Below are 13412 nucleotides of genomic sequence, written 5' to 3' on the forward strand. Positions count from 1 at the left end.
CAAGGCGGCGTTGATCCGCCTTGATGGAGGACATCCTTGTGAGTTCCGAATTCCGACCGCAACCCCAGCCCACGCCGCGATACCGCGAGGTGTCCATCGGCCACGCGCCGGTGCAGGTCACTGAAGAACAGGGCGTGCTGCACATGCGTTCCCTGGAGCCGCTGGGTGAATTACCGGCACGCTTGCTCGATCGTTTGGTGCATTGGGCCCAGGTGCGGCCCGAGCAAACATTTATCGCCGCACGCCAGGCCGGTGGTGATTGGCGTCGTGTCAGCTACAGGGAAATGCTCGACAGCGTGCGCGCGATTGCCCAGGGCCTGCTGCGTTACGGCCTCTCGGCGGACAAACCGCTGGCATTACTGTCTGGCAACGACATCGAGCATCTGCAGGTGGCCCTCGGCGCGATGTACGCCGGAATCCCTTACTGCCCGGTGTCGCCGGCGTATTCATTGTTGTCCCAGGATTTCGCCAAGCTGCGGCATGTGTGCAACCTGCTGCAACCGGGCTTGGTGTTCGTCAGCGATGCGTCTGCTTACCAACGTGCAATCGACGCCGTATTGCCGGCCGAGACCCCGTTGATCAGCGTGCGCGGCCACGCGCCGGGGCGCACTCAGGCCAGCTTCGCCAGCCTGCTGCAAACGCCGGGTGGCGCTGAGGCCGAAGCGGCGTTCAAGGCCACCGGCCCCGACAGCATCGCCAAGTTTCTCTTTACCTCGGGCTCCACCAAGTTGCCCAAAGCGGTCGTCACCACCCAACGCATGCTCTGCGCCAATCAACAGATGCTGCTGCAGACGTTCCCGGTGTTCGGTGAGGAACCGCCGGTACTGGTCGACTGGCTGCCGTGGAACCACACCTTCGGCGGCAGCCACAACGTCGGCATCGTGCTCTACAACGGCGGTACGTTTTACCTCGACGACGGCAAGCCGACGGTCCAGGGCTTTGCCGAGACCCTGCGCAACCTCAAGGACGTGTCGCCCACGGCCTACCTGACGGTGCCCAAGGGCTGGGAAGAACTGGTCAACGCCCTGGAGCAGGACGCTGAGTTGCGCGAGCGCTTTTTCGCGCGGATGAAACTGTTCTTCTTCGCCGCCGCCGGCCTGTCGCAAAGTATCTGGGACCGCCTCGACCACGTGGCCGAACGGCACTGCGGTGAACGTATCCGCATGATGGCCGGGCTGGGCATGACCGAAGCCGCGCCGTCCTGCACCTTTACCACCGGGCCGCTGTCGATGGCCGGGTATATCGGGTTACCCGCACCGGGCTGCGAGGTGCGCCTGGTGCCGCTGGACGGCAAATTCGAGGGACGCTTTCGCGGGCCGCACATCATGCCCGGTTACTGGCGGGCGCCCGAGCAGACCGCCGAGGTGTTCGACGAACTGGGTTTCTATTGTTCGGGCGACGCGATCAAGCTCGCCGACCCGCAGCAACCGCAACTGGGGCTGATGTTCGACGGACGCATTGCCGAGGACTTCAAGCTCTCCTCAGGCGTGTTTGTCAGCGTTGGGCCGCTGCGCAATCGTGCGGTGCTCGAAGGCTCGCCCTATGTACAGGACCTGGTGATTGCCGCGCCGGACCGCGAATGCCTGGGGGCCCTGGTGTTCCCCAGGCTCTACGAGTGTCGCCGGCTGGCGGGCTTGAGCACCGACGCCAGTGACGCCGAGGTGCTGGCCAGCGCGCCGGTGCGCGCGTGGTTTAGTGACTGGCTGCAGCGGCTCAATCGCGAGGCCACCGGCAATGCCAGTCGCTTGGAGTGGATTGCTGTGTTGGATGAGCCGGCGTCCATCGACCGTGGGGAAATCACCGACAAAGGCTCGATCAACCAGCGTGCGGTGTTGCAATGGCGCGCGGCGAGGGTCGAGGCGTTGTATCGCGGTGAAGACCCGACCATCCTGCGCGCCGGACCCAAGCCTTGAGCGGCGCCGGGCAGTATTCGGCGTTTGCCGACGCGGCGATTTTCGAGGCGGTGCGCACCCCGTGGATCGACCTTGGCGGCGCGCTGTCCCAGGTGTCGCCCATCGATTTGGGGATCAAGGTGGGCCGCGAAGTGTTGGCGCGAGCCGGCATCGAGCCTGGGGCGGTGGACAGCGTACTGGCTGGCTCCATGGCCCAGGCCAGCTTCGATGCCTACTTGCTGCCACGGCACATCGGCTTGTACAGCGGCGTGGCGCAATCGGTGCCCGCGCTGGGGGTGCAGCGCATCTGCGCCACCGGTTTCGAGCTGTTGCGCCAGGCCGCCGAGCAGCTGCGTGACGAGGTGCAACTGGTCCTGTGCGTGGCCAGTGAATCGATGTCGCGTAACCCGATTGCCGCCTACACCCACCGGGGTGGCTTTCGTCTCGGCGGCGAAGTGCAGTTCAAGGATTTTCTCTGGGAAGCGCTGTACGACCCGGCGCCGGGCCTGGACATGATCGCCACGGCCGACAACCTCGCGCGCCGTTATGGCCTGAGCCGCGAGGCGGTGGACCGCTACGCCTGCGACAGCCATCAGCGCGCCTTGCAGGCACAACGTGACGGCGCCTGGGCTGAAGAAATCGTCACGGTCGATCACCAGGTGTTCGCGCTTGAGGGCTATCAGCCCAGAGGGATCAGCCTGGCACGCCGCGCCAGTGCCGTCAGCGCCGACAGCCACCCACGGCCCACCGACCTGGCTGCCCTGGCGCGTCTGCAGGCCGTGCATGCCGACGGTGTACAAACCGCCGGCAACAGTTGCGCGGTGGTCGATGGCGCGGCGGCCGCCCTGGTGGGGCGCGCCTCGGCCTGCACGCGTGCGCCCCTGGCGCGGCTGCTGGCCAGCGCAGTGGTGGGGGTGGCCCCGGAGTTCATGGGCATCGGTCCGGCACCGGCAATTCGCCTGCTGCTGCAACGCAGCGGGTTGAGCCTGGGCGACATCGGCCGTTTCGAGATCAACGAAGCCCAAGCCGCCCAGGTGCTCGCGGTGGCTCAGGAATTGGAACTGGACAGCGCCCGGCTCAACGTCCAGGGCGGCGCCCTCGCGCTGGGGCATCCGCTGGCCGCCACCGGCCTGCGCCTGGTCATGACCCTGGCGCGGCAATTACGCCAGCACAACCTGCGCTACGGGATTGCCGCCGCGTGTGTGGGCGGCGGGCAGGGCATGGCGTTGTTGATCGAAAACCCTGCCTATCGCGCTTGAAACGCACGATTCCTTTTTAGTCGATGAGGTGAGCCGATGTGGAGCTATGAGGCGCCTTTGCGCGATATGCAGTTTGTGCTTGAGCACTGGTTGCAGGCACCCGACACGTGGCGCCGCAGCCCGGCGTTCGAGGCCATGGACCTGCCGCTCGCGCTCCAGGTGCTGGAAGAGGCGGCGCGCTTCAGTCAAGGCGTGCTGGCGCCGTTGAACAGCCAGGGTGATCGCCAGGGCTGCCGGTGGCAGGCGGGCCAGGTCAGCACCCCGGACGGCTTCGTCGAGGCCTATCGCGCCTATGTCGAGGCTGGCTGGCCGGCGCTGGCGTGCGACGAGGCGGCGGGCGGGCAGGGCTTGCCGCAACTGCTCGATGCGGCGCTGCAAGAGATGCTCTACGCCAGCAATCACGCCTGGGCCATGTACACCGGCATCGCCCACGGCGCGTACCTGTGCCTCAAGGCCCACGCCGCCCCCTGGCTGCAGGCGCGCTATTTGCCCGAGATTGTCAGCGGCCAGGCCTTGCCCACCATGTGCCTGACCGAACCCCAGGCCGGCAGCGACGTCGGCTTGCTGCGCTGCCGCGCCGTGCCCCAGGCGGATGGCAGCTATCGCCTGAGCGGCAGCAAAATATTTATCTCCGGTGGCGAGCACGACCTCACGGCCAACATCCTGCACCTGGTGCTCGCGCGCGTGCCCGATGCACCGCCGGGCAGCCGTGGCGTTTCGCTGTTCCTGGTGCCCAAGCAGCTGGACGATGGCCAGCCCAATGGCGTGCGGTGTGACGGCATTGAACACAAGATGGGCATCAAGGGCAGCGCTACGTGCTCCCTGGTGTTCGAGGCCGCCCAAGGCTGGCTGATCGGCGAGCCCAATCGCGGCCTGGCGGCGATGTTCGTGATGATGAATTCGGCGCGCCTGCATGTCGGCCTGCAAGGCTTGGGGCATGTCGAGGCGGCTTGGCAGAACGCCCGCCAGTACGCCGCCGAACGCTTGCAGATGCGTGCGCCGTCGAGGCCGGAAGAGGTGGTCGCCCAGGCGGCTGACCCGATCCGTTATCACCCGGCCATGCGCCGCGTCTTGCTGGAGCTGCGCACCACCAGCGAGGGCATGCGCGCCATCGGCTATTGGGCGGCACACCTGCTGGATCAGGCCCAGCATGACCAGGACTCGTCGGCCGCGCAGTTGGCGCCGTTGCTGACGCCCATCATCAAGGCGTTTTTCACCGAACAGGGTTTTCGGCAGGCCAGCCATGCGCTGCAGGTGTTCGGCGGTTACGGCTACGTCACCGAGTTCGCCATCGAGCAAACCCTGCGTGACAGTCGCATCGCGATGATCTACGAGGGCAGTAATGAGATCCAGGCCAATGACCTGTTGCTGCGCAAGGTGCTGGGGGATGAGGGCCGCGCCTTCGGCCTGCTGCTGGACGCGTTTCGCGCCGAGGCCGGGCAGGGCGGACAGTCTGTCGAATGCGCAGGCTTCTGCGGTGCGTTGGGTAGCCTGTGCGACGCGTTGGCCCGTGTGGTGAGCGCCATACGTGAACGCGCGCACGAGGACAGTGAATACCCCTATCGGGCGGCGCCGGATTTCCTCCAGCTTTGTGGCGTCGCGTTGCTGGCCTTTGCCTGGGCGCGTGCCGCACGGGTGTCCAGGGCGCTGCCAGAGGATGACCCGTTGCGTGCGGCCAAGCTGCAAAGCGCCGGGTTCTTTTTCGATTACCTGCCGTCGCGGGTGGCGCAGCACCTGGGCGCCATAGACGGGGCACGGGCAGCGCTGGCGTTCATCTGACGCGGCCAAGTGCTTGCGGTACTATGGCAGCCCACGTGTTCTGGAAGTTGCCTGGATGAGTAAACCCGGTCAATTGGTGCTGGTTGCACTGCGCAAGATGATTGCCAGCGGAGAGTTGGCGGCGGGCGAGCGGCTGATGGAGATTCCCACGGCGCAGTTGTTCGGCGTGTCCCGCATGCCCGTGCGCATGGCGTTCCGTACCCTCGAGCAGGAAGGGCTGCTGGTGCCATTCGGCGGGCGCGGCTATCAGGTGCGCTCGGTCAGCCCCAGCGACATTGCCGGCGCGGTCGAAGTGCGTGGTGTGCTCGAGGGCTTGGCGGCGCGTCAAACTGCCGAGCGGGGGTTGTCTGACGAGGCGCGCAGGGTACTTGAACGCTGCCTGGTGGAGGGCGATCAACTGTTCGAAAAAGGTTACGTGACCGAGGATGACCTTGAGGTTTATCACGACCTGAACATGCGCTTTCATCAAGTCATCGTCGAAGGCAGCCACAACCCGGCGATCGCCGATGCGCTGGCACGCAATGATCATTTGCCGTTCGCCTCGGTGACCGCGTTGGCGGTGGATCGCGACGACATGGCCCGTGAATACCGGCGCTTCAACTATGCCCACATGCAACACCATTCGGTGTTCGACGCCTTGGTCAATCGCCAGGGCGCTCGGGCCGAAGCCATCATGCGCGAGCACGCCAATGCGACGTTGCGCTATGCCGAGATCTTCAGCTCGGCCACCGCCGATGCGCGCATGAAGGTCATCTTGCCCGGCGCATGACGGGGCTCAGATATCGAGCACCAACAGCGGGGTTTTCGAGCGCGAGCAGCAGGGGGTGAACTGGTCATTGAGGGCCTGCTCCTGCTCGGTCATGAACAGGTCGCGGTGTTCCGGTATGCCCTCCAGCACACGGGTCAGGCAGGTGCCGCAAATCCCCTGTTCGCAGGACACGGCAATCTCGATGCCATGGCTTTCCAGGACCTGGACCACGGTCTTGTCGGCGGGGATTTCAAAGACCTGGCCACTGCTGCCCAGCTTCACCGAAAAGCCGCCGTCGAGGCGGCTGTCCACCGGTGTCGCGCTAAAGTATTCGCGGTGCAGACAGTCTTCCTGCCAGCCCTGTGCGCGTGCGCTGTCGAGCACATGCTGCATGAACCCGCCAGGGCCGCAGACATACAGGTGCACGTCGTCGGCCGGGGTCGCCAGCACCTCGGCGGCGTTCAGGGCGGTGTGGGGCTGCTCATCGAAATGCAGGAACACCCGCTCGGCAAACGGCGACGCCTTGAGCCGCTGCACAAACGCCGCACGCTCACTGGAGCGGGCGCAGTAATGCAGTTCGAAGTCGGCACCCGCGTGGGCCAGGCGTTCGGCCATGCACAGGATCGGGGTGATGCCGATGCCGCCGGCAAACAGCAGGCTGCGCCGGGCTTCGTGGACCAAGGGAAATAGGTTGCGTGGTTCGCTGATCGCCAGGCGCGTGCCCTCGTGAACCTGCTCGTGCAAGCTGCGCGAACCACCCCGGGAGGCAGGGTCCTTGAGCACGCCGATCAGGTAGCGATGACGTTCTTCGGGGTGATTGCATAGGGAATATTGCCGGATCACCCCATCGGGCAGGTGCACGTCAATGTGCGCACCAGCACTGAAGGTCGGCAGCGGCTGGCCATCGACACTGGCCAGTTCATAGCTGCAAATGTCCTGGGCTTCGGTGTTACGGGATACCACCACCACATCGATCATGTTCAGTCCTCGCAGAGTTATCGCGTTGTTCAGGCGGTGGTGGTCGTGATCAGTTGCGGTTCGAGGGCGCGTTCCTTGGCAATCAGTCGCTCCAGGATCTTGCGCGACTGCACACCGCCCGCATCGATATTCAGCTTGAGCAGGGTGCGTTCCGGGTGAGCCAGCAGGTTCTGTTGCTGGCGCTCGAGCATCTCCAGGTCTTCGCTGAAAATCTTGCCCTGGCCCTCGCGAATGCTTGCGGTCAGTGCCTCATCGTGGGGGTTGAAGTTGCGCGCCATGCCCCAGAAGTACCAGATCGAGGTATCGGTTTGCGGGGTGATGAAGTCGACCACGATGCTCGCAGCCTTGTGTTCGGGAGCGGCGTTGTAGCCACCCTTGCCGGCGTGGGCCACGCCGACTTCGATCAGCACATGGCTGGGCGGGGTGAAGCGGCAGATCTGCCAGCGGTCCACCGGCACGTCATCGGCAAGGTTGTTGCCGCGTAAAGCCATGCGCCAGAACGGCGGAGCCATGATGTTTTCCATGTGCCGTGCGGTGACGACTTCATCGCCTTGCACCGTGGTGACGGGCGGCGCTTCGTCGATTTCCTTCTGGCCGATGCTGGAGGCATGCACGTAGGTTTCGTGGGTCAGGTCCATCAGGTTGTCGATCATCAGGCGGTAATCGCACTGGATATCAAACAGCCCGCCGCCATAGGCCCACTCATCGCTCACGGCCCATTCCAAGTGGTGGATCAGTGCCGGGTCGGCCTGGCTCTGATCGCCGGGCCACACCCAGATGAAGCCGTAACGCTCAACCACGGCAAAGGTCTTGTTGCAGGGAAAACCACGCACCCGCTGACCGGGCATTTCCACCGTCTTGCCGTCGCCGCCCATGACCAGGCCGTGATAGCCGCAGACCAGGTTGCCGTTGTCGACATAGCCCAGCGAGAGCGGCGCGCCACGATGGGGGCAGAAGTCCTCCACGGCCACGACGGCGCCTTCCTGGCCACGATAAAACACCATTTTTTCGCCGCAGATCTGTCGACCCAGGGGCTTTTGCGCGATTTCATCGGGGGTGCAGGCGACATACCACGTGTTCTTGGGGTACATGACGACTCTCCAGGCAATGGATTATTTTTATTTAATGGATCCATTAAATGGCGTGAAGGTTAATAGGTCAATCTTTTTACGGTTATTAATAGGGCGATTATCGGCCATTCTAAAAATAATGGATCCACAGTGTTGGGGTGATCTTCCGAGCACTGAATGACTTGACTCTGTCCCATGGGACACCTCGTACCCTTTTTTCAAGCGCCCACGCTGGCGCGCTGACAAAAGGAGCTGCTGTGAAAGGTTTATGTCTGGTGACGGGGGCCAACGGCCACCTGGGTAATAATTTAGTGCGCGCGCTGATCAGCCAAGGCTATCGGGTTCGAGCCGGCGTTCGTGACCTCAGTAATCACACGCCCTTTGCCGGGCTGGACTGCGAATTGGTGTATACCGAGTTGCAGGACAGTGCGGCCCTGGACAAGGCATTGGAGGGCGTAGAGGTGCTGTTCCAATCGGCTGCCGTGTTCAGGCACTGGGCGCGCAACCCGCAGGCCGAGATTGTCGAGCCGAATATCCAGGGCGCGCGACGTGTGCTGGAAGCTGCTTCACGTGCAGGTGTACGGCGTGTGGTCTACGTCAGTTCGGTGGCCGCCGTCGGTCACGATGGTACGGCGCTGGATGAGTCACACTGGAATACGGAAAGCGAAAACGCCTACTACACATCGAAGATTCTCTCCGAGCAGGCGGCCTGGCAGTGTGCGGAGGCGTTGGGGTTGAGCATGGTGTCGGTATTGCCTTCGGCCATGGTCGGCCCCAATGCCGGCTACCTCACGGATACCATGGGGTTTCTTCAATCCGTTCGGCAGCGGCAGATGCCTTTTGACCCGGGATTTCGTTTCAACTTCGTGGATGTTCGCGATGTGGCCGACGGGATGATACTCGCCGCCGAAAAGGGCCGGCCAGGGCAGCGCTATATCCTCGCCAATGAGCGTTCGTCGCCGCTCAGTGATTTGATCGAGGCTGCCAACACCCAAGCGCCTGGGTATCGCCAGCCTGTCTCAGCCCCACGCTGGTTACTGCTGGGCGTGGCCTGGCTCCAGGAGCGCCGGGCGCAATGGGGTGGCAAGTCCGCTCAGCTGCTTTTGAGCCAGGTGCGCCTGTTTCACAACGTGGCGCAGGAATACACCATCACCAAGGCGAAAAACGAATTGGGTTTCAACCCACGGCCGCCTGAAGTGGCGTTGAAGCAAGCGTTTGCTTATCTGCACAGACAGGCGCATCAACCTTATCAAGACCGGCGTCAGGACGAGGCGCAAACATTGAGTTCATCTCGCGTTTGAGTCCAATCAAGTGAAGATCAAGCGCCTGCAGTTCGGTGATTTTGTCCTGGACCTGCCGGCGCTTGTCGTCGACGGCCTGGTTGGCCAATGCCAGCGGAAAGGATTTCAACGTGTTTTTTGCGGCAATCAGCGGGTTCATCTCGGCCAGCTTGAAACCGGCCACTTGCGCCTTGCGTATGAGGTGGACGATTTCCAGGTGGTGAGCGTTGTAGAGGCGATACCGCCCTTCACGTTCCGGCGCGTTGATCAGGCCTAGTTGCTCGTACAGTCGAATGGCTTTCGGGGTGCAGCCGGTCAGCTTGGCGAGTCGTCCAATGAACATCTGTCAATTCCTTATGTGAGACAGCATTCACTTTAGCGGTGTTTTATCGCCAGAGCTGCACCCGCTGCCCCCTGCCAGTCGAAAAATATCGAGGTGGGCTCAGTAGCGAATCATCACCGACTTCAGCTCGGTGTAATCGTCAATGAATGCGCTGCCGAACTCCCGGCCGATGCCCGAGGATTTGTTGCCGCCAAACGGCACCGCCGGGTCCAGCATCGTGTGCATGTTCACCCACACCGTGCCGGCTTCGATGGCGGGCACCATGCGCAGGGCCTTGCCCAGGTCGTTGGTCCAGAGGCTGGCGCTCAAGCCGTAGGGCGTGTTGTTCATCAACGCCAGCAGTTCGTCTTCAGTGTCGTAGGGGAAGAAGGTTGCAATGGGGCCGAATGTTTCTTCGTTGAGCAAGGTGTCGTTGACGCTGTTGGCGAGGATGATCGTCGGCTCGACGTAGCAACCCGGACGGTCGATCAGGTGGCCACCGTGAATGATGGTGTTGTTTTCGGCGCGGGCCTTGGCGAAGAACTCGCCGAGTTTGAGTTGATGCTGGCGGTGAGTGACCGGGCCGAATTCGGTGCGCTCATCCAGGGGCGAGCCAATATTCAGCGCGCTCAAGCGCTGCGCCAGTTTGGCCATGACCGCGTCGATCTGCGAGCGATGCACGAAGAACCGTTCGGCCGCCGCGCAGATTTGCCCGGAGTGCAGAAAGCCCGCTTCGATGATGCCGCTGACAGCCTTATCCAGCGCCACATCGCGCAGGAACCCGGCCGAGTTTTTCCCGCCCAACTCAAGGGTGGCCCGCGTCAGACCGGCGCCCATGGCACTCTGGCCCACCGCAACCCCGGTCGGCACGGAGCCGGTAAACGACACTTTGTCGGTGCCAGGGTGTTCGATCAGGCCTTTGCCTACCGAGCCGCCCCCGGTCAAGACGTTCAGCGCCCCGGCGGGAAGACCGGCTTCAATCGCCAGCTCTGCAATGCGCAGGATGGTCAGCGGTGTAAATTCGCTGGGTTTGATGATGATGCTGCAACCGGTCACCAGCGCCGAGGCGAGTTTCCAGATGGCAATCATGGTCGAGAAATTCCACGGCACGATGCCGACCACCACCCCGACGGGCTCGCGCAGGGTGAAAGCGGTATAGCGCTCACCGGCGAAGGAGGGCAGTGACGGGGTGATGGTCTGGCCGCTGATCTTGGTGGCCCAGCCGGCGTAGTAACGCAGGAAATGCGCGGCCTGGTCGACTTCGAAGGCTCGGGCAATCTGGATGATCTTGCCCGATTGGCAGGTTTCTATCTGCGCCAGTTCTTCGCGATGCTGCTCCAGCAGGTCGGCGAGTTTGAACAGCACGGTGCCACGCGTGGCCGGAGCTGCTTGTGACCACAGCTTGAAGCCGCGCCGCGCCGAGGCCACGGCCGCATCGATATCGACCGGGTCGGCGTCGGCGACTTGGGCGATGACCTGGCCGGTCGCCGGGTTGGTCACCTCTACTGTCTGGCTGGAATGACTCTGGACGTAGCCGCCGTCGATGAACAGCGCATGGTGTCGACTGAGGAAGGCTTCAACGTGGGGCAGCAGTGGAATATCGCTCATGGGGGTTTCCTGGTGGCAGACATTGCAAAGCCCGAGGTTAATCCCAGTGACTGCACCGGGCTTGACTGTGGCTGCCGAGCGACATGTCTGTGGCTGCCAGCGCCTGCGGTCGGCTGATCACGTTAAGGCTATGAAAAGTACAATCTTGACTCTGGAAGGTGCATGTTCCGCCAGCCAGGCTCGCACCATACTGGCCCTGCATCCGGCGCCACTTCTCGATTTCACCAGTGGCCTGGACATCCAATAATAAGCAGGGCCATCCATGAAAAAGCCAAACCCGCTCCTCGAAGACCTCACGTCCATCTTGCCGACCATTGCGGCCAACGCGTTCATGGCCGAGCAGGACCGCAAGGTGCCTGCCGAAAATATCGCACTGCTCAAAAGCATCGGGCTGCACCGCGCCTTTCAACCCAAAGCGTTCGGCGGCATGGAGTTGTCATTGCCACAGTTTGCCGACTGCATCGCCTTGCTCGCCGGGTCCTGCGCCAGCACCGCCTGGGCCATGAGTCTGCTATGTACCCACAGCCATCAATTGGCGCTGTTCTCGGCCCAGTTGCAGCAGGAGGTCTGGGGCACCGACCCGAATGCCACGGCCAGTAGCAGCATTGCGCCGTTCGGGCGCACCGAGGAAGTCGACGGCGGGGTGTTGTTCAGCGGCGAAATGGGCTGGAGCAGCGGCTGCGATCACGCTGAGTGGGCGATCGTGGGGTTTCGCCGCAACAATGCCCAGGGCACCCAGGATTACTGCTTCGCGGTGCTGCCGCGCAGCGATTATCAGATACGCGATGACTGGTTTGCGGCAGGCATGAAAGGCAGCGGCACCAAGACGTTGATCATCGACAAGGCCCGGGTGCCCGAACACCGCATCCAGAAGGCCAAGGACATGATGGAAGGCAAGTCCGCAGGCTTTGGTTTGTACCCCGACAGCAAGATTTTCTACTCGCCCTACCGGCCTTATTTTGCCAGTGGTTTTTCCACGGTCAGCCTGGGTGTTGCCGAGCGGATGCTCGAGGTGTTCCGCGAAAAAACCAAGACCCGCGTGCGTGCCTACACCGGTGCCGCCGTCGGTGCCGCCACCCCGGCGTTGATGCGACTGGCCGAGTCGACTCACCAGGTCGCCGCCGCGCGTGCCTTTCTCGAAAAAACCTGGAACGAACACGCCGAACACAGTGAGCAGCAGCGTTATCCCAGCCGCGAAACCCTGGCGTTCTGGCGCACCAACCAGGCTTACGCCACCAAGATGTGCATCCAGGCGGTGGACCGCCTGTTCGAAGCCGCCGGCGGCAATGCCTGGTTCGAACACAACGAAATGCAACGCCTGTTCCGCGATTCGCACATGACCGGCGCCCATGCCTACACCGACTACGACGTGTGCGCGCAGATCCTCGGCCGCGAGCTGATGGGCCTGGAACCCGACCCGAGCATGATCTGAACCGGCTTTTGATAACAACAATCAGGGCTGCGCCTGACGCAGTCCGGGAGTCTTGCATGTCTGAATCGACCTTTGACCCACGCGCCTTTCGCCGGGCCCTGGGCAACTTTGCCACGGGCGTGACCGTGGTGACTGCCGCAGATGCCTCTGGCCGCAAGGTGGGCGTCACCGCCAACAGTTTCAACTCGGTGTCCCTGGACCCACCGCTGGTGTTGTGGAGTATCGACAAACGTTCGAGCAGCCACGGCGTGTTCGAGCAGGCCAGCCATTTTGCGGTCAACGTGCTGGCCGCTGACCAGATCGACCTCTCGAACAATTTTGCCCGGCCCAAGGACGACCGGTTCGCCGAGATCGAGTACCAGTCGGGGCAGGGCGGGGCGCCGGTGTTCGCCGATTGCTCGGCGCGGTTTCACTGCGAGAAATACCAGCAGGTGGACGGCGGCGACCATTGGATCATGATCGGCAAGGTCGTGGCCTTCGATGATTTCGGCCGTGCGCCGCTGCTTTATCATCAGGGCGCTTATTCGATGGTCCTGCCCCATACCCGCATGACCCAGCGCGACGAAGGGCAACCGCCCAGCAGTCATTTTCAGGGGCGCTTGAGTCACAATCTGTATTACCTGATGACCCAGGCGGTACGCGCCTACCAGTCCAGCTATCAGCCCCGGCAATTGTCCACCGGCCTGCGCACCAACGAGGCGCGGATGCTGATGGTGCTGGGGAACGACGCACGGCTGAGTGCCAGTGAATTGTTGCGGGAAGTGGCGATGCCGGTGCGGGAAATCGAGGACGCCGTGGCCAACCTCGAGCGCAAAGGGCTGGTGGCCGACGACGACGGTGTCTATTTGACGTCGGCCGGTATCGAACAGACCGAAGACCTCTGGGCCATCGCCCGTGAGCAACAGGAGAAAGTATTCGCCGAGTTCAGCCAGGACCAGATCGAAACCTTCAAGACGGTATTGAAGCAACTGATCAGCCACTGCTGACCACCAGGAAGATGAACCCCGAACCTGTGGCGAGGGAGCTGCACCGCGCAGCTCCTGA

Annotated in this window: 10 protein-coding genes and 1 pseudogene; 7 read left to right on the forward strand and 4 right to left on the reverse strand. The window is 63.0% G+C overall.

Translation table 11 applies throughout. From position 1 onward, the window contains the following. Positions 1-38: 38 nt before the first annotated feature. From AO064_RS12675 to AO064_RS12690, 4 genes are read left to right on the forward strand one after another with little or no spacing between them, the layout of a single operon-like run. Positions 39-1913, forward strand: a complete 1875-nt coding sequence (locus AO064_RS12675; protein ID WP_064053642.1) for a feruloyl-CoA synthase — start codon at positions 39-41, stop codon at positions 1911-1913. Further along, positions 1910-3151: a thiolase family protein gene (locus AO064_RS12680; RefSeq protein WP_064053515.1), complete on the forward strand. Its 1242-nt coding sequence runs from the start codon at positions 1910-1912 to the stop codon at positions 3149-3151. The genes AO064_RS12675 and AO064_RS12680 overlap by 4 nt, the downstream gene beginning before the upstream one ends. 36 nt (positions 3152-3187) lie before the next feature. Further along, on the forward strand, positions 3188-4930 hold the full coding sequence (locus AO064_RS12685) for an acyl-CoA dehydrogenase (protein WP_064053516.1): 1743 nt from the start codon (positions 3188-3190) through the stop codon (positions 4928-4930). A 55-nt stretch (positions 4931-4985) separates the two neighbouring features. Then, positions 4986-5699 carry a GntR family transcriptional regulator gene (locus AO064_RS12690; protein ID WP_064053517.1) on the forward strand — a complete coding sequence of 238 codons (714 nt, stop codon included), beginning with the start codon at positions 4986-4988 and terminating at the stop codon, positions 5697-5699. A 6-nt stretch (positions 5700-5705) separates the two neighbouring features. Here the strand turns inward: AO064_RS12690 and AO064_RS12695 are convergent, their stop codons facing one another. Then, positions 5706-6656 carry a PDR/VanB family oxidoreductase gene (locus tag AO064_RS12695; protein WP_064053518.1) on the reverse strand — a complete coding sequence of 317 codons (951 nt, stop codon included), beginning with the start codon at positions 6654-6656 and terminating at the stop codon, positions 5706-5708. Positions 6657-6685: 29 nt separating this feature from the next. Continuing rightward, entirely contained in the window at positions 6686-7747 is a 1062-nt protein-coding gene (locus AO064_RS12700) for an aromatic ring-hydroxylating oxygenase subunit alpha (RefSeq protein ID WP_064053519.1), read from the reverse strand. A gap of 236 nt (positions 7748-7983) precedes the next feature. Between AO064_RS12700 and AO064_RS12705 the strand changes: the two genes are divergently transcribed. Continuing rightward, the gene (locus tag AO064_RS12705) at positions 7984-9027 is read left to right on the forward strand and encodes an NAD-dependent epimerase/dehydratase family protein (RefSeq protein ID WP_064053520.1); all 1044 of its coding nucleotides are present in this window, start codon (positions 7984-7986) and stop codon (positions 9025-9027) included. Between the two features lie 61 nt (positions 9028-9088). Here the strand turns inward: AO064_RS12705 and AO064_RS30235 are convergent. Further along, positions 9089-9349: pseudogene (locus tag AO064_RS30235) on the reverse strand (MerR family transcriptional regulator); the annotation flags it as partial. A 99-nt stretch (positions 9350-9448) separates the two neighbouring features. Continuing rightward, positions 9449-10936 carry an aldehyde dehydrogenase family protein gene (locus tag AO064_RS12715; RefSeq protein WP_064053522.1) on the reverse strand — a complete coding sequence of 496 codons (1488 nt, stop codon included), beginning with the start codon at positions 10934-10936 and terminating at the stop codon, positions 9449-9451. Between the two features lie 262 nt (positions 10937-11198). Between AO064_RS12715 and AO064_RS12720 the strand changes: the two genes are divergently transcribed. Beyond that, on the forward strand, positions 11199-12368 hold the full coding sequence (locus tag AO064_RS12720; protein ID WP_064053523.1) for a p-hydroxyphenylacetate 3-hydroxylase oxygenase component: 1170 nt from the start codon (positions 11199-11201) through the stop codon (positions 12366-12368). 56 nt (positions 12369-12424) lie between these two features. Further along, entirely contained in the window at positions 12425-13354 is a 930-nt protein-coding gene (locus AO064_RS12725; RefSeq protein ID WP_064053524.1) for a p-hydroxyphenylacetate 3-hydroxylase reductase component, read from the forward strand. The last annotated feature ends 58 nt before the right edge of the window (positions 13355-13412 follow it).

Origin of the sequence: Pseudomonas marginalis (assembly GCF_001645105.1) — a bacterium.
GTDB lineage: Bacteria > Pseudomonadota > Gammaproteobacteria > Pseudomonadales > Pseudomonadaceae > Aquipseudomonas > Aquipseudomonas petroselini.

Excerpts from the sequence above, each read along its gene's own strand:
- AO064_RS12690 (WP_064053517.1), top strand. The coding sequence starts at position 4,986 with ATGAGTAAACCCGGTCAATTGGTGCTGGTTGCACTGCGCAAGATGATT.
- AO064_RS12715 (WP_064053522.1), bottom strand. The coding sequence starts at position 10,936 with ATGAGCGATATTCCACTGCTGCCCCACGTTGAAGCCTTCCTCAGTCGA.
- AO064_RS12720 (WP_064053523.1), top strand. The coding sequence starts at position 11,199 with ATGAAAAAGCCAAACCCGCTCCTCGAAGACCTCACGTCCATCTTGCCG.
- AO064_RS12695 (WP_064053518.1), bottom strand. The coding sequence starts at position 6,656 with ATGATCGATGTGGTGGTGGTATCCCGTAACACCGAAGCCCAGGACATT.
- AO064_RS12700 (WP_064053519.1), bottom strand. The coding sequence starts at position 7,747 with ATGTACCCCAAGAACACGTGGTATGTCGCCTGCACCCCCGATGAAATC.
- AO064_RS12685 (WP_064053516.1), top strand. The coding sequence starts at position 3,188 with ATGTGGAGCTATGAGGCGCCTTTGCGCGATATGCAGTTTGTGCTTGAG.
- AO064_RS12725 (WP_064053524.1), top strand. The coding sequence starts at position 12,425 with ATGTCTGAATCGACCTTTGACCCACGCGCCTTTCGCCGGGCCCTGGGC.